Raw genomic sequence first — 20801 nt, 5'->3', positions numbered from 1 at the left:
TGCTGTCCTGACTCTGAAGCGGAAAAGAAGTTTGAATACCGATCTGCACGCCCCTCTGGGACAGAACCGAAAGGCCAAGCGCCAGCGGCCGGGTATTCTGCGCACCGGGCGCGTTGTCGCCGGGATTTGTCTCGTGCTGATCGGGGCTTCATCGCTCTACACTGCGTTTCGCGGTGACGGATTGAAACGAGAAAAGCCGCCGGCGCAAAACCAGACGACTGCCCCACCTTCTGACACAGTTCAAAATCAGGTGCCGCCGCAGCCCCCATCCGCAGCCGCTCCTGGCATGGCGCCATCCGGCCCTAGGTCGGGCGCGAATGTGGAGCAGATGGTCACCGGCGACGGATCGGTGGTCACGAAATACTCCCCAAGACAACGCGATGGAAATGGTCCAGTGCTGGTCGATGCCTCGCAGATCGGACAGGATCCACGGGTGGCGGCCTTGCCGAACGACGCGCTTCTGGAGGAGACGCCATTTGGGCGACTGCCGATCGTTGGGCCGGACGGACGGCGCCCGATGGACCAGTATGCACGGCCATGGTCGGGCGCTCACGGAACACGCATCGCGATCGTTGTCAGCGGTCTCGGGCTTAGCCAGACGGGCACGCAGCGGGCCATTCAACAGTTGCCTGAGGAGGTCACGCTCGCCTTTGCCGCCAGCGGCAACAGCTTGCAGCGCTGGATGCAGGAGGCGCGCCGTGGTGGCCACGAAATCCTGTTGCAGGTTCCGTTCGAGCCTTTTGATTATCCGGCAAACGATCCTGGACCGGATACGCTCCTGACCTCGACATCGGCTGCGAAAAATATTGAAAACCTGCACCGGGCGATGGGCGAGATCACCAACTATACCGGCGTCATGAACTATCAGGGCGGGCGCTTCCTTTCCGACCCCAATGCCATGGAGCCGGTTTTGCGGGACATCGAAAAGCGCGGGCTGTTGTTCCTTGATGACGGAACGTCAGCGCAGTCCAAGACCGCCGCGATCGCCAAAGGAACAGAAACGCCCTACGCCTTCGCAGATGTGCAGTTGGACAAGCAGCTTGACGTGAAAGCCATCATCCAGAAACTGGACGAGCTGGAGCGCGTTGCAAAGCGCAACGGCCAGGCGATCGGCGTCGCTGCCGCCTTCGATGAGAGCATTGACGCGATCGCGCAATGGACACAGGAAGCGGCGATGCGAGGCATTGAAGTCGTGGGTGTCGCAGCACTGACCAATGATCTCAAAAGACCTTGAATAGAGAGAGCCGATGAGCAAGCCGATCGTCAAAGCCGAGGACCTGCCGTACCGCCCCTGTGTCGGTGTCATGATCCTCAACCGTCAGGGCCTGGTGTGGGCGGGGCGACGGATTCCGGAAGAGAATTCCGAGTATGATGGATCGCCGCAGCTTTGGCAGATGCCGCAGGGCGGCATCGACAAGGGCGAGGATCCGCTTGAGGCGGCCTACCGCGAGCTTTACGAGGAAACAGGCATTCGTACCGTGACGCTGCTCGCGGAGGCGCGGAACTGGATCAATTATGACTTGCCGCCGCAGCTGATCGGCATCGGATTGAAAGGCAAGTTCCGCGGTCAGACGCAGCGCTGGTTCGCGTTCCGCTTCGATGGCGATGAGAGCGAGGTCGCAATCAATCCGCCGCCAGGCGGGCATGCGCCTGAGTTCGATGCCTGGGAGTGGAAGCCGATGGAGAGCCTGCCCGGTCTTATCGTACCCTTCAAGCGGGCTGTCTATGAGCAGGTCGTCGACGAGTTCAGGCACTTGGTTGGTCTAAGCGCCGCAGAGTGAATGACCGGCGGCCGGAGCTGCCGGTCACTACGAGGATTACTCGGCCTCGTTGGCAGAGTCGGCGTTGAGTTGGCCGTATTTCGATTCGCCGATCTTGCCGAGCAGATCAAGCTGCGTCTCGAGGAAGTCGATGTGGCCTTCCTCGTCCGCGAGGAGCTCTTCGAAAAGCTTCATCGAGACGTAGTCGCCGGCCTCATGACAGATGTCGCGTGATTTCTTGTAGGCCGTGCGCGCATCGTATTCGCCGGCAAGGTCGGCTTCCAGAACTTCCTTGACGTTCTGGCCGATGCGAAGAGGAGCGAGGGTCTGGAGATTGGGATGGCCTTCGAGGAAGATGATACGTGCAACCAGGCGATCGGCGTGGTGCATTTCCTCGATGGATTCCGCCCGCTCCTTCTTGGCTAGCTTGGTGTAGCCCCAATCTTCAAGAAGTCGGTAGTGGACCCAGTACTGGTTTACGGCGCCGAGTTCGAGAAAGAGGGCCTCGTTAAGCCGCTCGATGACTTTTTTGTCGCCTTTCAATGTCCGCTCTCCTGTTTTCTTCGTGGAATTCTCTGAGGCGGGACATGAAATCAAATATTTCGGCGTCCGTCGAGTCGTGACGGGCGTGATATTCTTCGGTTGTCTGGATGATGATATCGACCACATTCGGGAAGCAGCCGCAGCAGCGGCCCCGTTTTTCCATGGCGTGGTAGACCTTTGCTGGAACAATGAGCTGCCAACAGTCCTGATCGAGAAGCTCATTGATGACTTCCCGGATTTCGTGATCAGTTATGTAGTTGCAGCTGCAGACAAGCACGGCATCATTCCAAACATGACATTCACTATCCCCTTTTCTGCAAAAGAAGATGATATGTGTCAAGAAAAAATCGAGTCGCGGGGGGTAGTTCATTGGTCGCAGACCGTGTGGCGCTCGGAACAAGCTTTCAGGTGCATTGCGAATCCACCAGATCGCGATCTCAATGAAAATTGCGGCCCCTTGGCATAATGTTAGCTGTTTCTCTCGCTTCGGAATGGCTTGAAGTCAGCCTCTTCTCCATGGCAGCCTTTTCAAGTGAGTTTGCGAGTTTCCTTTGTCGCGGGTCCATCGTCGGATTGAGCGCTTCGTCCGAACGATCGCTCACGCCGAAGCGACGGGCTTCCTTCTGGAGGATGCCAAGCGCAGGGGTCATATCCTCGATATGGTCGACGACAGTGTGGATCACGCCGCTCTGGCTCTGAAGCTTGCCATATATTTTCACGAGCCGCGCACCCATGACGATCGGGCGATACTTCTCGAAGACCTTCTTCCAGACAATCGCATTGGCAACGCCCGTCTCGTCCTCGAGTGTCATGAAGATGACGCCCTTGGCTGAGCCGGGACGCTGACGCACCAAAACCAGGCCAGCGATCGTTACTCTTCTTCCGTTCGGGACGGTCAGAAGATCGACATTCCGCACCACCCCGGCCTTGCGGAACTCGTTACGAAGGAATGAGACGGGGTGGCCTTTCAAAGATAGCGAAAGGTAGCGATAGTCTTCAACCACCTGTTCACCAGCCAGCATTTCCGGCAGACGCGTCTCAGGCTCGAGCTGTAGATCGATGTGACTCACTTGGTCGAACAGAGGGAGTTTTTCAGCGGCGCTTTTCGCATCGAGCGCCCGCACGGCCCAGAGCGCTTCGCGTCGTGATAGTCTTATGGAATGAAAGGTATCCGCATCGGCGAGCCGTTCTATATCCGCTTTATGCAGGCCTGAGCGCAGCCAGAGATCGCGAATCGAGGAATAGCCCTTGCCTCTATTTGCGACGAGTTGCTGCATGCTCGCTTCCGAAAGGCCTTTTATCTGCCTGAAGCCAAGCCGAACGGCTCGCTTCGTCTGGATGATTTCCCGCATGGCGGCATGCCGGAAATCAACGGTCCGTCTGTTGAATTCGGCCTCCTCAAGCAAGCAATCCCAATTCGATTCATTGATGTCGACCGGCCGAATCTCAACGCCATGCTCCCGGGCGTCCCGGACGAGTTGAGCTGGGGCATAGAAGCCCATGGGCTGTGAATTCAGCATCGCTGCACAGAAGACGTCGGGGTAATAAGCCTTTACCCAGGACGAGGCATAGACCAGCAAAGCGAAAGAGGCGGCGTGGCTTTCCGGGAAACCATATTCGCCAAATCCCTTGATCTGGTTGAAACATTGCTGGGCAAAATCACGAGCGTAACCCTTCGCGACCATGCCTTCCATGAACCGCGTTTCGAAATTGCCGATGGTGCCTGTCCGCTTGAAGGTCGCCATGGCTCGCCTCAGTTGATCCGCTTCGGCTGGCCGAAAACCCGCTGCCGTGATGGCGATCTGCATGGCTTGCTCCTGAAAGAGTGGCACGCCAAGTGTTCGCTCCAAAACCCCCTTCAGTTCCTCGCTCGGGTAAGTCGCTGGGATGCCACGTGCCTCGGCTTCTCTGCGCTTCAGGTATGGGTGAACCATGTCACCCTGGATGGGGCCGGGTCTGACGATGGCGACCTCGATGACAAGGTCGTAGAACTCCTTCGGTTTCAGACGTGGCAACATGCTCATCTGCGCCCGACTCTCGATCTGGAAGACGCCAAGCGTGTCGGCTCGACACATCATCGCATAGACAGGCTTCTCGTCTTCATGCGTAGCGTTGCCGAGATCGGCAAGCGTCTTTTTGACGTCGTAGTGCAGGAGAAGCAGATCGAATGCCCGCTTCAATGCGGTCAGCATTCCGAGCGCCAGAATGTCGACCTTGAGGATTTTCAGATTGTCGAGATCATCCTTATCCCATTCGACCATATAGCGCCCGGGCATTGCCGTCTTCATGATCGGAACGACTTCATCCAGCCTGTCCCTTGTGATGACGAAACCTCCGACATGCTGGGTGAGGTGCCGGGGAAAACTGAGAAGCTCGGATGCATATTTCAGCACGTTCTTTGTCATGGGATCGGAGGTTTCGAGCCCGGCGGCCCTTGCTTCGCGCTCGGACAACTTCTCTTCCGACCAGCCCCAGACCAGGCTGCCGATTGCCGACTGGACGTCCTCCGAGAGGCCGAAAGCCTTAGAGACCTCGCGCCCGGCGAACCGGGTACGGTAGGTCGTTACCCCTGCCGTCAAGCCGGCATGTTCCTTGCCGTACGTCTGATAGATATACTGGATGACCTCCTCGCGCCTCTCGTGCTCGAAATCGACATCGATATCAGGCGGCTCGTCGCGGTCCATCGAGAGGAAGCGGTCGAAAAGCAGGGTGCTCTTCTCCGGATTGACCTCGGTTATCTCCAGGCAATAGCAAATCACCGAGTTTGCAGCGGAGCCGCGCCCCTGGCAGAGGATCCTCCTCTCGTGCCGGGCATACTGGATGATCCGATGGACCGTCAGGAAGTATGATTCATATTGCTTCCGGCGAACGAGATCCAACTCGTACTCAATGTTCTTCTGAACTTTCTCAGGTACGCCGTCGGGGAAGCGCTTTGCTGCACCTGAATTGGTCAGGCGTTCCAGTGTTTCATAAGGCGTTTCCCCCTCGTCATTCTCGGAGGGGTAATTGTGTTCCAGTTCGTCGAGCGAAAAGGAAAGGCTGCCAAAGAACTTCGCTGTGTTCGTGACTGCCTGCGGATAGTCTCTGAAGAGGCGCAGAATTTCGCTGCCACTCTTGAGATAGCGTTCGGCATTTGGAGCCAGGAGAAAGCCAGCCACGGGAATGGAAACGTGCTCCCGGATTGATGTCACGATATCGGCGAGAGGGCGGCGGGCGGTATCGTGGTAGAGCGGCTGGTTGGTTGCGATCAGCGGGATGCGGTTGCGGTCCGCCAGCATGGCGATGGTCGCAAACATGCGCTTATCGCGGCCGTCATAGGCGGGAGCGAGCGCCATGTGGATGTTTTTCCGGAAGCGTCTTCTGAACCGCTCCAGACAGGCTTCGAAAGCGGCGTGATTGTTATCATCGGCAATGGATGGATGCGGAATGATTGCAAGCATCATGCCGTCGCCCCATTCCATCAGATCCTCTTCCGACAGAATGCACTTACCCTTCTCGGCTCTCAGGTTTCCGTTGCTCAGCAACCGGCAAAGATGCGCCCAGCCTCGACGATTTCGGGGGTAGGCAAGAATGTCAGGCGTTCCGTCTGTAAAAACCAGACGGGCTCCCGGCTGGAAACGGATCGGATCGGGAATGATGTCCTTCTTCTCGCGCTCCTCCAGAAGCCCGGCTCTCATTCGTTCGAACTTTTTCCGGATCGCCTCTGCCTGGGCATGGGCCCGGACGACACCCGCAACTGAATTTCGGTCGGCAATGCCAAGGCCTCCAAGCTTCAGAACGGCAGCCTGAACGATCATCTCCTCGGGCTTGGAGGCGCCCTCCAGAAAGGAGAAATTGCTCCTTGCGCCGATTTCGAAGAAGGCGGACATCAGGCAATGATCCCATGCATGAACCAGCTCTGTGCGGTGTCCCGCTCATAATGGCCCTGGCGATAGATCCAGAAGCGACGTCCCTTATCGTCCTCGATCCGGAAATAGTCTCGATCCGCAGCTTCCGCACCATCTAGCCACCATTCCGTTGCCAGTCGCTCCGGTCCCTCGCTCTTCAAGACACGGTGCTGCATGCGTCGCCAATGAAAGCTCGCTGGTGCGCCATCGGGAATTTCGATGGCAAAGGCCTCCATCGGCTCCGCTTTCCGCAATAGCCGGATGGGCCGCTCGCTCCTGGCCGGCGGTGGATGTCCCTCCCGGGTTTTCGGGGCGGACAGATGATCGATCGCTGGCACTGTAACGGAGGCTCTTTCCGGTATGTGGCTCTCCCGCAATTGGAAGGTTTGCAGGCAGTCTTCTCCAAGGCGGGCGGAAACCCGATCCACGAAGGCAGCAAGAGAGGCATCCTTCTGCTGGCGGTGTTCGAAATCCCCCTGCGAGGTCACGAAGTCCTCGTGCAGGAGTACGTTGAGACGAAGGATCTCGAATCCGTAACCGGCATCGAAATCGTCGTGAATTGCCTGCAGGCGTTCGGCAAAGAGGGCGGCGATGCGGTTGGGCTCCCGCAAGGGCTGCGCGGTTCCGGCAGAAATCCGAAACACCTTGCCGTCGACACGGAACAGCACCAGTTCGAAGATGCGGCCGCCGGCGCCACGCGCTTCGAGCAAGGGCTTCAGGGAGACGGCAATCTGGTCGGTGAGCGCAAGGATATCGTCTTCGGCCGCGATCGGCTCAATCAGGCGACGTTCGACCGAGAGGCTTGCGACGGGCAGGCGTGGAGAAACCGGTTCCTCATCGGTTCCAAGCGCCTGATCGAGTCTCAAGAGCACCGTTCCGCCAAAGCGGCGGGTGAGCGGGGCGCGCGGCGCGGTCAGCAAATCGCCGACATATTTAAGGCCCATCTTGTTCAGGCCTCCTATCGTTTCTTCCTCTAGACGCAAGGCCGCGACGGGCAAGGGGGCCAGCGCCTGTTCGGCCTCTCCATACTCGATGATGCCGCCTTGGCCGAAACGGCTGATGGCCCAGGACAATCCAGGTGAGGAAGAGATCGCGCCGCGGGCGTCAATTCCCATCTGGAAGAGTCTTGCGAGAATATCCTTGAGAAGGGACGTCTCACCACCGAACAGATGGGCGCAGCCGGTTATGTCCAGAAACAGGCCATCCACGCCATCGAGAGCGACAAGCGGAGTGTAGCGATCGCACCAATCGGCAATCGCTTCCAGGAAGCGCCGGTTGGCGGCCGGGTCGTCCTCGATCACATCAAGCGTGGGGTGGATGGCGCGGGCTTCGGCGACGCCCATGTGCTTTCGGAGATTGAGGGTTTCGGCTGCCTCGTCCAGCGCTGTGAGCCGCATGGTATTGTTGAGACGGCTAGAACAGACGATCGGTGCGGCCTCAGGACGTCCGCGCGAACGCCAGGAGAGCCCCCATTTCTTTCTTGATATCCGGTCGGTTGGAAGATGTGGAAAGTGGAGTGCCAGAATGCGTTGCGCGTTCGTCTGGAAGGCGAGGGTCGACTGATCGGGAGACGGCGAAAAAACGGCGGTCATGAGGGTTCCACTCCAGTAGAAAGGAGAGGGGAGCCGGGTTGCGGCTCTTCTCCAGGGTGAGATGAAAAACCGGATTGCCGATGCTACCGCCCAGCATCGTGCCATCCGGCAAGGGTCGCGCCTGTGCCGGCGCGGGTGCCACAAGGAAGCGGAAGCAAGCGCTGCTGGCTTCTTCCTCTCCAGCTTGCCGCAACAGGAAAAGCGGGCGTTTAGATGCTTTCGCCCGCAAGCTCAAACGACGGCTTTCCGTCAGGCCGAAGGGCTTCGGATTGCCGCGAACCTCCAGAATCGTCGCAGGAAAGACGCCGCTTTCGACTGCGGCCTCGGCAAGCCAAAGGGCATCTTCAAGCTTGCGTGGGCTGGCATAGAAGAACTGGTCCGGTTTCAGGCCGAAATCGCGCAGGCCCACGGCGTAGGGGACGCCTGCTTCCATCGTGGAAACGATGTCTGCGATCCAGAGGATCGGCAACGAAGCACTGTGGCTCTCTTCCACTTGGCGCTGCAGCATGGCGGCAAGCGCCAGCATGAAGCCACTGCCAGCGCCGGCTTCGCGTAAGAGGTCGGAACGAACCTCGGTGATCCCGTCGAGCGGCAGGCCGCCATCAACTGCCTCGTCGAGCGCGGGGATTCCAAGAGGAAGACGCAGGCCACTGTCGTTGTTGGTGGAGAGGTCCCTTTCGGCCAAGGCTTCGCCTTGCGCTGCAGCCAAGGCCGGCGCGGGCTTTCCTTCAAGCTTTGCAATGGTTTCGCGGAGCGCAAAAAGCCGCTCGCGCGTCACGGCCGACTGTGCCATGACGTTCTCCAAGTCTCATATGTTCCTGTTATGTTCTTATGGATTCCAGAGGCGGGCGAAAGAGTCAACAGGCATTCGATGTGAATTTATTCCTGCCTTTGATTCCGCTCTCGAAAATCGTACGCAAAGGTTCTATATGGGCGGCAAAGGAAGGGAATTTTTATGGCCCGCATAGACCAGAGCGATAATTGGCAGGATCGCCACGCTCCGACGATCAGTACTTTCGAGTCGTTGGCAATGGAGGCGTACAGCCACCTGCCGGAAGAGTTTCGCTCACTGACCACCAATCTGACGATCGAGATCGAGGACTTCCCTGACGACGACGTGTTCGAGGACATGGCGCTGGAAACGCCGTTCGACCTTCTCGGCCTCTTTGAAGGCCGAGGCATCTCCGAGCGTTTCACAATGGAAACCGGCGAATTGCCGAACCGTATCCGCCTCTACCGGCGGCCGATCCTCGACTACTGGGCCGAGAACGATGAGACGCTGGGCGACATCATTACTCACGTCCTCATCCATGAGATCGGCCACCATTTCGGTCTTAGCGACGACGACATGGAACGGATCGAGGCGAGCGCCGAAGAGGCGGCCGAACGCTAAGCCTTCGCTTACTGTTCGGACAGCTTCATGTCCGGGTGGTAATCCTTGCCTTCGACTTCCTTGACGATCGCCTGAGCACAAATCACCTGGCCGGTCTGGGTGTTGAAGGTCAGCGACGGCGAGCCGTTCAACGACCAGCCCTTGTTGAGGGCGTCGGTTACGCGGTGACAGAAAGCGGCATCATCCTGGCCGGTCAGAAGGCGATAAAGCTTCATCTAAAGTCGTCTTTCACTTCGCCGTTTGGCGTTCTGCAATCAGGCGGGCTTTATGAACCAGACTTTCCGCCTGGACAAGGTGTAGCCGCTCGATCATCCGACCATTGGCATTGATGACATTCAGGCCATCTGCAGCGGGGTCGGCAAAGGCGGCGATGATCGCCTCCGCCTCGGCAATTGCCGCCTCATCCGGGCCGAAATGCCGGTTGGCGGCTTCGATCTGAGCCGGGTGAATCAGCATCTTACCGTCGAAGCCCATGGCGCGGGCGTGCGCGCATTCGGCATCGAAGGCATCGGCATCCTTGAAATCGTTGAAGACGCTGTCGATCGCGTCGAGGCCATAGGCGCGCACGGCAAGTACCACCTGCATCAACCAGGGCACGAGATAGGTACGGCCCGGCTGTGGCAGGACGCCGGTCTGCTTGCGCAGGTCGTTGAGGCCGACGACGAAACAATCGAGCCGTGAGCCAGGCGTGCGCCCAGCTTCGGCAATCGCGGCCGCGTTCAGAATGCCACGGGGTGTTTCGATCATCGCCCAGATGCGGAGGCTTTCCGGCGCGTCGGCATCGGCAAGCCGGTCGCTTATGGACATCACATCCTGAGGCTCGTCCACTTTCGGCAGGAGTACGGCATCCGGCTCCAGTGCCAATACCAGTTCGATGTCCGCATTTCCGAATGTGGAATCCAGCGCATTGATGCGGATGATCCGCTCCTTGTTCACAAGAGGAGCGCCCGAAAAAAAGGCCTTTAGATTCTCGCGGGCTTCCTCCTTCCGTTCCGGGGCCACGGAGTCCTCGAGATCGAAGATGACGGCGTCGCAATCGAGCGCATGAGTCTTTTCCAGGGCGCGCGCATTGATGGCAGGGACGCTCAGCACCGAGCGGCGCAGGTTCAAGGAACGAGTCGGAGAATTGCGGGTCATCACAAATGTGTGCCAAGCTTTATGACAGGTGGCAAGACAACAAAAAGCCATGCTCACCTTGCAGAGAAAGAAAAGAAGGACCACATTCCTTTCCGAAGAAAGGTCTAAAACCATGCAAAGCATTCGTTCCGTCTTCCTCCTGCTCGCAGGCATCACCGCCTTCGTTGCGCTGGCGTTCGTCACATTTTCCGTGACGCTGGCAGTCGGTGGTATCCTGACGGTGCTTATGGTTGGCCGCGCGCTTTCGCTGAAGATGAAGCCGGCACCGGTCCGCGCCACAGCCAAGGCAAAACCACATTCCGGCGAGAACATGCGCATCTGGAATGACGGGCGCGGCACGATCATCGACCTCTAATCTCAGGTCGCTTCCAGAAAAATTTTGCATCGCTGTCGGCTCGACTGATCTTCCCGCGTCTTTGAAAGGTCAGGGTTTTACCCGAACCAATCAAATCATGGAGGACAGTATGGATACTGCAACGGAAACCGGCACGATGAAGATGCCACCGGTCAAGAATGGCTTGCTGCCTTATGTCACGGTCGACGGCGCGCTGAAGGCCGCAGAATTCTACAAGCGTGCATTTGGTGCTGAGGAGGCGTTTGTCGTCCCGCCTGACGAAAACGGGCGGACGATGCATGTCCACCTCTACATCAACGGAAGCTCGTTGATGCTTTGTGATGCCTATCCCGAGCATGGTCATCCCTTTGAAAAGCATCAGGGCTTCACGCTTCAGCTTGTTATCGACGACATCGATTTCTGGTGGGACCGCGCCGTTGCCGCCGGCGCCGAGGTGATCCTACCCGTCCAGCTGATGTTCTGGGGTGATCGATACGGTCAGCTCCGCGACCCTTTCGGGGTTCTCTGGGCGATGAATGCGCCAGCGAACGCAAACTGATCTCATGACGACCATGGCGGCTGTGCGTCGAATCCGCGCGCAGCCGCATAGACGATATAAATTTTCCTTCATTTCGGTCGAAATCTGGACTAAACGCAGATTAACAAAACTACGTCTGCTGACATTGGAGCCAGGCCATGGACAAATTCGCAAAGCTGACGGGCGTTGCTGCCCCTCTGCCGGTTGTCAACATCGATACCGACATGATCATTCCGAAGGACTACCTGAAGACGATCAAGCGCACGGGTCTTGGCAAGGGTCTTTTCGCTGAAGCGCGTTACAATGAAGACGGCTCCTTGAACCAGGATTTCGTGCTGAACAAGCCCGCCTATCAGAATGCAAAGATCCTCGTTGCCGGCGACAACTTCGGTTGCGGCTCGTCGCGCGAGCATGCGCCGTGGGCGCTCCTCGACTTCGGCATCCGTTGCGTCATCTCGACCAGCTTTGCCGACATCTTCTACAACAACTGTTTCAAGAACGGCATTCTGCCGATCAAGGTCAGCCAGGAAAACCTCGACAAGCTGATGGATGACGCCTCGCGCGGCTCCAACGCGATCCTGACGGTCGATCTGGAAAACCTCGAGATCACCGGTCCGGACGGTGGCTCGATCAAGTTCGATCTCGACGAGTTCAAGCGTCACTGCCTACTGAACGGCCTCGACGATATCGGCCTGACGCTCGAGAAGGGCGAGGCGATCGACAGCTTCGAAGCCAAGAACACGGCATCGCGCCCCTGGGCAGCGTAGTCCTGGAAAACATACCAGTCGTCAAAGCCGGGCCTTTTGCCCGGCTTTTTCTTTGGTCGGCTTACAGCAACAGCTCTTTCCACGTTTTAAGCTTCTCCATGGAAACGCCGATGCCGCCGCAGACCTCGATCAGCGGATTTTTGAACCGCTCGAGGATATCGGCATGGACGTCGGCGACCGCGAGCGCTGCGCCACAAGCGGGTTCGACCAGGATGCGATAGGCATCGGCGAACTTGATGCAGGCGGCGACTGCCTGTGCGTCGGTCACCGTCACGCTCTCGATCGGGTGGTGTTTCGGCAGGTTGAAGACGTGTCGGGCCACCTGGCGCGCACCGAGCGAGCTGGCGATGGAAGTAATCGCCGGCAAGGTGATGCATTCGCCTGCGGCAAGGCTGGCATGAAGGGACGCGGCTCCTTCGGTTTCAACGGCAATGACGGGCACATCAGACAAGCCGTTTCGCTGAAGTCCGGCAACGATCCCCGCAAGTAAGCCGCCGCCGCCGACGCTCGTGATGACGCAATCAAAGTGAGCGCCCTTTGCGACAACCTCGTCGATCAATGTGCCGTGCCCTTCCCACAAAAGCGGATGGTCGAACGGGTGCACATAGGCTGCGTTTCTGGCATTCGCACGTTCGATTGCGTAGGCATTGGCTTCGTCGAACACCGATCCGTGCACCAGAACCGTCGCGCCGGTCGCCTCGATCGATTGGCGCACTTCCGGCGACGTCGTCTCGGGCACGACGATCGTCACCGGAATGCCGAGCGCTCGTCCGGCATAGGCGGCGGCGATCCCCGCATTGCCACCGGAGGCGCAGAAAATCTCACGGGCGCCATTTTCGATTTCATGCTGACAAAGCCTGCCGACTCCGCGGAGCTTGAAACTGCCGGATGGCTGCAGCGCATCAAGCTTCAGCCAGAGCGGCTTGTTGCTTGCGCTGTAATCGGCGGAGGTGCGGAAAAGCGGTGTGTCGAGGTGGAGCGGTGCAGATGGCATGGTGGTACCCGATGAGCTTGGCGATACAGGCTCTCCTTGTGGACCCGCTTGCGCGGGTCGGTCAACGAGGGATCTCGGCCGTAATTCCGCAACCGTACCGAATCGGCCTCGCACTCGCTTGAAATGCCGATTTTGCAGGTCTAAGAAACCGCAACTTGTTTTTCCGCGGAGGGTTTCATGACAGCGCGCAATCTTTTCCTGCTGCCGGGCGACGGCATCGGCCCCGAGGCCATGGGTGAGGTCCGCAAGATCATTGCCTATATGAACGAGGCGATGAATGCCGGCTTCGTCACCGACGAAGGCCTCGTCGGTGGCAGCGCCTATGACGCGCATGGTGCCGCGATCTCCGAAGGCGACATGCAGAAGGCGCTTGCCGCCGATGCCGTTCTCTTCGGCGCCGTCGGCGGCCCGAAGTGGGATGATGTTCCCTATGAAGTGCGCCCCGAAGCCGGCCTACTGCGCCTGCGCAAGGATCTGGAGCTGTTCGCCAACCTGCGTCCGGCCATCTGCTACCCGGCGCTCGCTTCCGCTTCCTCGCTGAAGCCGGAGTTGGTCGAAGGCCTCGATATCCTGATCATCCGCGAACTGACGGGCGGCGTCTATTTTGGCGAACCGAAGACCATTACCGATCTCGGCAACGGCCAGAAGCGCGCGATCGACACGCAGGTCTATGACACCTACGAGATCGAACGCATCTCGGCCGTGGCCTTCGAAATGGCCCGCACGCGCCAGAATCGCGTTTGCTCGATGGAAAAGCGCAACGTCATGAAGTCGGGCGTGTTGTGGAACCAGGTGGTCACCGCGACGCACAAGGACAAGTATTCGGACGTCAAGCTCGAGCACATGCTGGCGGATGCCGGCGGCATGCAGCTGGTGCGTGCGCCGAAGCAGTTCGACGTCATCGTCACCGACAACCTGTTCGGGGATATGCTCTCCGACGTTGCCGCCATGCTGACGGGCTCGCTCGGCATGTTGCCTTCGGCTTCGCTCGGCGCGCCGGATGCCAAGACCGGCAAGCGCAAGGCACTCTACGAGCCGGTGCACGGTTCGGCTCCTGACATCGCTGGCAAGGGCATTGCCAATCCGATCGCGATGATTGCGTCCTTCGCCATGTGCCTGCGCTATTCCTTCAACCTCGTGCAGGAAGCCGACAACCTCGAAAAGGCGATCGCCAACGTGCTCGATAAGGGTATCCGCACCGGCGACATCATGGCCGAAGGCTGCACGAAGGTCGGAACCGCTGAGATGGGCGACGCGATCCTCGCCGAATTCAAGGCGCTTTCTGCCTGATATTTCACGTGAAACACGCTTTTGGCCTTCCGCATCGCCCGGTGCGGAAGGCCTTTGCTTGAAGGCGGCCGATGCTGTTCCTATTTCCCTTCTGCGCTGAGCAAAGAGCGGGAGTAGAATGAACGAAGCCATCGATCGCAAGCCGAACTGCTGGAGCTATTTGCGAAAGCGCTACGCTGCGCGGCGCTCAATCCACCGTCGGGTTCCCTGGAAAGGCTTCGCGCTTTTTGCCATCAACGCTGTTGCCATTGCCTTCTTCGTCTTCGACCGCCCGTTGGGGCAGGCAGTCAAAAGCCTTTCGCCTCCGCTGGTGTCGATCGCCGGGGATGTCACTGACGTCGGCAGGCTTGTCTGGATCCTCGTCGGTCTTTTGACAATCCTGGCGACCGGCTATTTCGTTCGTCGACGACTATGGAAGGTACGCGGCCGTTTCCGGCTCGCCTATTTTGGGCAGATGACCGCATATGTCGGGTTCTCGGTTCTGTTCGCCAGCATCGTTTCCAATCTGCTGAAGTTCGCAATCGGGCGTGCTCGACCGCTGCTTTATGATCAGGAAGGCATTTTCAGCTTCGTCCCTTTCAGTACCGATTTTCTTCATCAGAGCTTTCCGTCGGGCCACTCCTCCAACGTCGGCGCTCTGTTCATGGCGCTGGCGCTTCTCTTTCCACGGTTCCGCCTAGGCTTCATCGGCATCGGTCTTTGGCTTGGAGCCACGCGCGTCATCATTGGCGTGCACTATCCCAGCGATGTGGCGGCCGGCCTCGCATTGGGCGCGTGGTTGGCTTTTGCGACATCCATTTTGTTTGCACGCTTCGGACTGGTCTTCTCGATCGGTCGTGATGGTTGGCCGACGCCGAGGCTCAGCCGCCTTCTCTAGGGTTGGCCAGACACGAAAAAGCCCGGCGTCTTGCGAGCGCCGGGCTTTCTTAGATTTCGGTTACCTGGATCAATCCATCGCGTGGATGTCGCGATCCTTCGTTTCCGGCAGGAAGATGAGACCGATGACCAGTGTGATTGTAGCGAACACGATCGGATACCAGAGACCGTAGTAGATGTCGCCGGTTGCCGCGCTCATTGCGAAGGCCGTTGCTGGCAAGAGGCCACCGAACCAACCATTGCCGATATGGTAGGGCAGGGACATGCCGGTGTAACGGATTCGGGTCGGGAAGAGTTCGACCAGAAGCGCCGCGATCGGGCCATAGACCATCGTAACGTAGATCACGAGCACGAAGAGAATGGCAATCGTACCGATCCAGTTGACGCGGGCCGGGTCGGCCGTCATGGCAAAGCTGCCGCCATTGGCGATGCTATAGACCGCCATATCGGTGGCGCCCTTCGCTTCATCAGCCGTTAGGAGCTTGTCGGCGACGAGCTTGTCTGCCGGCACGGTCTGCTTTTCACCGGCGCGGACTGCATCGGCGTTGAGAGCAAGCTCCGGGTTGGCTGCAATGAAGGCGTCCAGTTTTGCATCTGGAACCTTGATGGCACCGCGCTTCAGCGGATATCCGGCATCATGAAGGGCGATGTTGACGCCTTTTTCAAAGGCGCCGGTCATTGCCTTTGCCTTGTCGCCGGCGGCGACGGCATCGAAGCTGGCGATAGTTTCGTCACCGATTTTTACGGTTGCGGGCTGCCCCGCCGGGCCAGGCACGACGTCATAAGGCACCGAGTTCTTGGTCAGGAAAGCCGTTGCCACATCGCAGGAACTCGTAAACTTCGCGGTTCCGGTCGGATTGAACTGGAATTTGCAATCCGCCGGGTCGGCCGTGACCGTGGCCCGTATGGAAGCCTGTGCTTCGGCAAGCGCCGGATTGGCCGTCCAGGTCATGGCCTTGAACAGCGGATTATAGGTCACTGCTGCGATCAACAGGCCGGCCATGATGATCGGCTTGCGGCCGATCCTGTCGGACAGGCCGCCAAAGACGACGAAGAAGGGTGTGCCGAGGATGAGGGCAATCGCCACCATGATGTTTGCCGATTGCAAATCGACCTTGAGGACGTTCTGCAGGAAAAACAGCGCATAGAACTGACCGCCGTACCACACGACTGCCTGACCCATCGTTGCGCCGAGAAGCGCGATCAGGGCGATCTTTGCATTTTTCCATTGGCCGAAGGCTTCGGTCAGTGGCGCCTTGGACCCCTTGCCTTCCGCCTTCATGCGCTGGAATGCCGGCGACTCGTTCATCTTCAGGCGGATCCAGACGGAGACGCCGAGAAGCACGACCGAGAGCAGGAACGGGATACGCCAGCCCCATGCTGCAAAAGCTTCCTTGCCCATTAGGAACTGAACGCCGACGATGACGATCAGAGAAAGGAAGAGGCCGAGCGTTGCAGTGGTTTGGATCCACGAGGTGAAGTATCCGCGGCGCCCATTTGGCGCGTGTTCGGCCACATAGGTTGCCGCGCCGCCATACTCACCACCGAGCGCCAGGCCCTGCAGGAGGCGAAGGCCGATCAAAATGATGGGTGCTGCGATGCCGATCGATGCAGCACCGGGAAGAATACCGACGAGGAACGTCGAGAGACCCATGATGAGGATCGTGACCAAGAACGTATACTTGCGGCCGACGAGATCGCCGAGGCGCCCGAAAACCAGCGCGCCAAACGGGCGCACCAAGAAGCCGGCGGCGAAGGCCAGAAGCGTGAAGATGTTGCGCGTCGCTTCCGGATACTGGGTGAAGTAGGTCGCGCCGATATAGGTGGCGAGCGAACCATATAGATAGAAGTCGTACCATTCGAAAACCGTGCCGAGCGACGAGGCGAAGATAACCTTCTTCTCCTCGCCCGTCATCGGACCGGCTTTTGTGCCGTCGACGCTTGCGATATTTGCCATTTTCTGTCCTCCACAGAACGATGTGAAACGCGGCGCGCGACCTTGCTCTCCTCAAAGCATACCCCGGGTCGCGGTTCGCCTGATGAGAGTGTGACAGAAAAGCTCATCCATACAGAGAGCGGCTTTGGGATTATGACTTTAGTCTAACGCCTTTGCAGGGACGGCCGACGCCGTGCGACGGCGCCGGATCGGCTCGACTTTTGGTCTCATGGCCTGTGCGAAAGGATATTTACGACTGTCCCGAAGGGATCGCGCACATAGAAGCGACGACCCCCCCAAGCCTCGTCGGCCGGGCCGTAAATGACCTCGAAAGCTGAAGAGCTCATGGCCGCGAAGACTTCGTCGACATCGTCGACCTCGATCGAAAGACCCGGGACGGGCGTCCCGGAGCCGCCCTCGCTCGCGAAGCTTACCTGGACCGGCATTGACTGGTTTGAGCCAAAGGTGGCGATCCAGCCGTGATCCATGAGGATGTCTAGGCCAAGGATGTCCTGATAGAAGACCTTCGCGGCGAGAGGGTCGGCGGTCTCGATGTTTGCTACGATTCGCAGGACCTTCATGTCGCCTCCTCAGCCACGCCAGTTTTGCCTAAATTATGCGTGAACTCTCAAGCGGCAAGAAAAAAGCCGGGCGGCGAAGTGCCGTCCGGCTGTTGTTGGTACGATCTGCTCAGCCTTACGCGGCTTCGGTCGTGTGTGCCTTGCGAACTTCTTCATCCGTCAGGATGCCGCTAGCGCGCAACAGTGCCGCAAAGCGACCGTTGCTCTGGCTGAGCTCATCGAAGCTACCTTCTTCAACGACACGGCCGCCGTCCAGGAACAGCACCTTGTCAGCTTCACGAACCGTGGAAAGACGGTGCGCGATGATGAAGGTCGTGCGGTTCTGGCGCAGGTTGTCGATTGCGGCCTTCACGCGGTTTTCCGTTTCGACATCAAGTGCGCTTGTTGCCTCGTCGAGCACCAGGATCGGCGCATCCTTGAGGATGGCGCGGGCGATTGCCACACGCTGACGTTCACCGCCCGAGAGCTTGTTGCCGCGCTCACCGACGTGGGTGTTGTACTGGTCCTCACGTGTCTCGATGAAGTCGGCTGCTGCGGCAGCTTCGGCTGCACGGCGCATGTCTTCATCCGAAGCTCCTTCCCGGCCGAGGCGAATGTTGTCGCTGATCGAACGGTTGAGCAAGCCGGCATCCTGGAACACGGTTGCGATGTAGCGGCGAAGCGACTTGCGGGTGATCTTCGTCGTATCATGACCATCGACCAAGATGTGGCCGCTGTCCGGATCGTAGACGCGCTGCAGAAGGTTGATCATCGTCGTCTTGCCGGAGCCGGTCGGGCCGACGATCGCAACCGTCTGGCCAGCCTTGGCGGTGAACGAGACGTTGTGCAGACCCTGAGCCGTGTTGCCGAAGCGGAACGACACGTTGCGGAACTCGACCTCGCCCTTGACGTCGGTGATATCGGCATTGCCGGCCGGCTCTTCGCGGTCGCGGACGGAGTCTTCCAGCGAATAGAAGTCTTCGAGCTTCGAACGGGCTTCGAAGATCTGCGTCGCGAACTGGCGCATCTGGTCGAGGCGCGAGATCAGCAGGTTCGCAAAACCGATGAAGGCAATGACGTCACCGATGCGCAGTTCGCCGGACTGAACCATCAGCGTACCGATCACCAGGATGATCATCATGGCGATGGTCGATGCCATGCGGTTCATGGCGCCGGCCAGAGCCCACCAGTCGAGAACCGGATACTGAGCCTGCAGCAGACGGTCGGCAAAGGACCTCAGCGCCTTGGTTTCCGCCTCGATGCGGTTGTAGCTGTGCAGGACCGATACGTTGCTGATCGAATCGCTGACGTGCGAGAAAACCGTGTGGTAGTGGTTTTCGACCGAAGCCTGTCCGTCCTTGGTGCGGCTCATGACGAGACGACCGATAAGCCAGTAGGCAATGCCGAGCACAACCAGCACGCCCGAAAGACGCAGGTCCATGGACATCGCAGTCGGCACCAGAAGCGCGATGGCTACGACCGTCGCCAGGTGATTGCGCATGAACTCCAGCCACAGGCCGAAAAGCGTTTCACAGGCGCGAAGCAGCGTATGCAGCGCATTCGACGTGCCGCGCTGGTGATGCCAGGAGAGCGGCATGGAGATAATGCGGCCGAACGCTTCCGTCAGCAGCGTGGCGCGACGGCCATGAGCCAGCCGGTCGGCCTCACGAGCGACAAGAACGAACGCTATGGTGTTGAAGACGGCAAAGCCGGCCCACATGAAAAGAATGGGTTTGACTTCACCCTTGCCTGAAATCGCGTCGATGATGCGACCGAACAAAATCGGTTCAGCGATCGTGATCGCGGCAAGCACGATGTTCGCAATAACGACTAGGGATACGCGGAGCTTGTAAGCGCCAAGATAGCGCAAAGCTCGAGCATAGACCTTGAATAGCGACACGGCGATACCTCTTGTGCATGTGCGAAATAAGGGACGCTGCAACGCTACAAAAAGATACCTGAACCAGCGATTAACAGAGCGTTCAGGCAGGCGGCAATGGCCAGATTCTTTTGCATGAGCGGCGATCTCACAGTCGGTTATTTCCACTGGGCTTCTGAAATTTTTTGGGGCACATCGCAATTTTCGCAATTTTCGCTTGCGCCCCGGGGTCGGGCTGGCACACCATAGATTGACGCTTGTTTTGCGTCGAAGGGCCCCAGGCAAGCACGTCCCACTGGTTCGTGACATTCGGCGCGGAGCCCAATTGGGGTAGGGGCATTTCCGTGAGTATTCATTCTTTAATTCAATTGCTTGTCGTTTTGGAAGAGTGTCGCAGACCTGAAGGAGTTGTCGCCGAACTGGAGCATGTCATCCATGCCTACGGGTTCCAGTACTACGGCCTTTTGCGACATCTGAAAGCGACGGAAGATCCAATCAGTCTGATGTTTGCTGGTCATTGGCCGGAGAAATGGCCGCAGATCTATATTTCGAAGAAATACGTTCTGACTGACCCGACGGTTCGCTATCTCGCATATGCGCAAAGACCGTTCCGTTGGAGAGACAGCCTGGCCGCCTTCCGCAAGGATCCGCACTATCGCCGGATGGAACAGATGATGGCCGACGCACATAGCCATGGGCTTAGGGACGGCTACATTTTTCCTATCCACGGTCGAAACGGGATCCTCGGTACCATGAGCGTCGGCGGAACGCAGGTCGATCTGTCTCCTGTCGAAATCTCACTGTTTGATGCCATAGCGCGAAAAGCGTTCTGGCGACTGCTCGAGCTCAAGGGTGAGATGCACACGCTCGAAGAAGTTTCCGGCATCGACACGCGGTTGACGCGCCGCGAGATGGAGATACTGCAATATCTTGCAGAGGGCATGACCTCCGTTGAGATCGGAAAACGCCTCAAGATTTCCAATCACACCGTCGACTGGTACATGAACGGCCTGCAAGACAAGCTGCAGGCAAGAAACAGACAGCACGCCGTTGCTGTCGCCTTCCGTCACGGACTCCTCACCTAATCTGAGAAATTCTATCTGAGTCGTTTCTGGAAATTGAACTTTCCGTGACAGCACGTTAAGACTTCTCTTCGCGGGTGCAGCAATTGCCCGTTTCGATGCCGTGAGGAGACAGCATTGCCCATTTCCAAGATACTTGTTGCCAACCGTTCGGAAATTGCCATCCGCGTGTTTCGCGCGGCCAACGAGCTCGGGATAAAAACGGTCGCGATATGGGCGGAAGAAGATAAACT

At 58.5% G+C, this 20801-nt stretch carries 21 protein-coding genes; 10 read left to right on the top strand and 11 right to left on the bottom strand.

Annotated elements, in window-relative coordinates:
• Positions 1-31 precede the first annotated feature (31 nt).
• Both FHT97_RS22675 and FHT97_RS22670 read left to right on the top strand, forming a co-directional pair.
• The gene (locus FHT97_RS22675) at positions 32-1234 is read left to right on the top strand and encodes a divergent polysaccharide deacetylase family protein (protein ID WP_183864340.1); all 1203 of its coding nucleotides are present in this window, start codon (positions 32-34) and stop codon (positions 1232-1234) included.
• Positions 1235-1247: 13 nt separating this feature from the next.
• Positions 1248-1781, top strand: a complete 534-nt coding sequence (locus tag FHT97_RS22670) for an RNA pyrophosphohydrolase (RefSeq protein WP_183864339.1) — start codon at positions 1248-1250, stop codon at positions 1779-1781.
• Positions 1782-1817: 36 nt separating this feature from the next.
• Here the strand turns inward: FHT97_RS22670 and bfr are convergent, their stop codons facing one another.
• From bfr to FHT97_RS31040, 5 genes are all read right to left on the bottom strand, one after another.
• Positions 1818-2303: a bacterioferritin gene (gene bfr, locus FHT97_RS22665; protein WP_028827993.1), complete on the bottom strand. Its 486-nt coding sequence runs from the start codon at positions 2301-2303 to the stop codon at positions 1818-1820.
• The gene (locus FHT97_RS31045; protein WP_246712741.1) at positions 2269-2673 is read right to left on the bottom strand and encodes a (2Fe-2S)-binding protein; all 405 of its coding nucleotides are present in this window, start codon (positions 2671-2673) and stop codon (positions 2269-2271) included. The genes bfr and FHT97_RS31045 overlap by 35 nt, the downstream gene beginning before the upstream one ends.
• 67 nt (positions 2674-2740) lie before the next feature.
• Positions 2741-6172, bottom strand: a complete 3432-nt coding sequence (locus tag FHT97_RS22655; protein ID WP_183864337.1) for an error-prone DNA polymerase — start codon at positions 6170-6172, stop codon at positions 2741-2743.
• Complete coding sequence (locus tag FHT97_RS22650; RefSeq protein ID WP_259127006.1) at positions 6172-7617, bottom strand: DNA polymerase Y family protein; 1446 nt, start codon at positions 7615-7617, stop codon at positions 6172-6174. The genes FHT97_RS22655 and FHT97_RS22650 overlap by 1 nt, the downstream gene beginning before the upstream one ends.
• Before the next feature lie 10 nt (positions 7618-7627).
• Positions 7628-8575 (bottom strand): hypothetical protein, encoded by a 948-nt coding sequence (locus FHT97_RS31040; RefSeq protein ID WP_246712740.1) that lies wholly within the window; start codon positions 8573-8575, stop codon positions 7628-7630.
• A gap of 162 nt (positions 8576-8737) precedes the next feature.
• On the opposite strand from FHT97_RS31040, the gene FHT97_RS22645 reads away from it, so the two are divergent.
• Positions 8738-9175: a metallopeptidase family protein gene (locus FHT97_RS22645; protein WP_016556767.1), complete on the top strand. Its 438-nt coding sequence runs from the start codon at positions 8738-8740 to the stop codon at positions 9173-9175.
• An 8-nt stretch (positions 9176-9183) separates the two neighbouring features.
• Here the strand turns inward: FHT97_RS22645 and FHT97_RS22640 are convergent, their stop codons facing one another.
• Together FHT97_RS22640 and FHT97_RS22635 are read right to left on the bottom strand one after the other, a co-directional pair.
• Complete coding sequence (locus FHT97_RS22640) at positions 9184-9390, bottom strand: DUF1737 domain-containing protein (protein WP_183755031.1); 207 nt, start codon at positions 9388-9390, stop codon at positions 9184-9186.
• Positions 9391-9403: 13 nt separating this feature from the next.
• Positions 9404-10312, bottom strand: a complete 909-nt coding sequence (locus FHT97_RS22635) for a CoA ester lyase (RefSeq protein ID WP_183864335.1) — start codon at positions 10310-10312, stop codon at positions 9404-9406.
• A gap of 112 nt (positions 10313-10424) precedes the next feature.
• Here FHT97_RS22635 and FHT97_RS22630 point away from each other — a divergent pair, with 112 nt between their 5' ends.
• From FHT97_RS22630 to leuD, 3 genes are all read left to right on the top strand, one after another.
• Positions 10425-10667: a hypothetical protein gene (locus FHT97_RS22630; protein ID WP_028827987.1), complete on the top strand. Its 243-nt coding sequence runs from the start codon at positions 10425-10427 to the stop codon at positions 10665-10667.
• A gap of 109 nt (positions 10668-10776) precedes the next feature.
• Positions 10777-11205 carry a VOC family protein gene (locus FHT97_RS22625; protein WP_183864334.1) on the top strand — a complete coding sequence of 143 codons (429 nt, stop codon included), beginning with the start codon at positions 10777-10779 and terminating at the stop codon, positions 11203-11205.
• A 137-nt stretch (positions 11206-11342) separates the two neighbouring features.
• On the top strand, positions 11343-11951 hold the full coding sequence (leuD, locus tag FHT97_RS22620) for a 3-isopropylmalate dehydratase small subunit (protein WP_183864333.1): 609 nt from the start codon (positions 11343-11345) through the stop codon (positions 11949-11951).
• 61 nt (positions 11952-12012) lie between these two features.
• On the opposite strand, the gene FHT97_RS22615 is transcribed toward leuD, so the two are convergent.
• Entirely contained in the window at positions 12013-12945 is a 933-nt protein-coding gene (locus FHT97_RS22615) for a pyridoxal-phosphate dependent enzyme (RefSeq protein WP_183864332.1), read from the bottom strand.
• 177 nt (positions 12946-13122) lie between these two features.
• On the opposite strand from FHT97_RS22615, the gene leuB reads away from it, so the two are divergent.
• Positions 13123-14235 carry a 3-isopropylmalate dehydrogenase gene (gene leuB / locus FHT97_RS22610; RefSeq protein WP_183864331.1) on the top strand — a complete coding sequence of 371 codons (1113 nt, stop codon included), beginning with the start codon at positions 13123-13125 and terminating at the stop codon, positions 14233-14235.
• Positions 14236-14353: 118 nt separating this feature from the next.
• Positions 14354-15112 carry a phosphatase PAP2 family protein gene (locus FHT97_RS22605; RefSeq protein WP_183864330.1) on the top strand — a complete coding sequence of 253 codons (759 nt, stop codon included), beginning with the start codon at positions 14354-14356 and terminating at the stop codon, positions 15110-15112.
• 69 nt (positions 15113-15181) lie between these two features.
• Here the strand turns inward: FHT97_RS22605 and FHT97_RS22600 are convergent, their stop codons facing one another.
• The 3 genes from FHT97_RS22600 to FHT97_RS22590 all read right to left on the bottom strand — a co-directional run bounded on the left by FHT97_RS22600 (position 15182) and on the right by FHT97_RS22590 (position 19507).
• Positions 15182-17068, bottom strand: coding sequence for an MFS transporter (locus tag FHT97_RS22600; protein WP_183864329.1), 1887 nt, complete (start codon positions 17066-17068; stop codon positions 15182-15184).
• Between the two features lie 206 nt (positions 17069-17274).
• Positions 17275-17628: a VOC family protein gene (locus tag FHT97_RS22595; RefSeq protein WP_183864328.1), complete on the bottom strand. Its 354-nt coding sequence runs from the start codon at positions 17626-17628 to the stop codon at positions 17275-17277.
• Positions 17629-17743: 115 nt separating this feature from the next.
• Positions 17744-19507, bottom strand: coding sequence for a glucan ABC transporter ATP-binding protein/ permease (locus FHT97_RS22590; RefSeq protein WP_183864327.1), 1764 nt, complete (start codon positions 19505-19507; stop codon positions 17744-17746).
• Between the two features lie 323 nt (positions 19508-19830).
• Here FHT97_RS22590 and FHT97_RS22585 point away from each other — a divergent pair, with 323 nt between their 5' ends.
• Together FHT97_RS22585 and FHT97_RS22580 are read left to right on the top strand one after the other, a co-directional pair.
• A complete protein-coding gene (locus FHT97_RS22585; protein ID WP_183864326.1) occupies positions 19831-20571 on the top strand; it encodes a LuxR family transcriptional regulator in 741 nt (246 codons plus the stop codon).
• Positions 20572-20685: 114 nt separating this feature from the next.
• Positions 20686-20801 (top strand): biotin carboxylase N-terminal domain-containing protein (locus FHT97_RS22580; protein WP_210296789.1); only part of this gene is annotated, 116 nt, incomplete at its 3' end.

The sequence above is a fragment of the Rhizobium sp. BK399 genome (assembly GCF_014194695.1).
Taxonomy (GTDB): Bacteria; Pseudomonadota; Alphaproteobacteria; order Rhizobiales; family Rhizobiaceae; genus Rhizobium.
The sequence above is the reverse complement of the archived record's forward strand: the minus strand, read 5'-3'. Positions and strand labels throughout refer to the sequence as shown.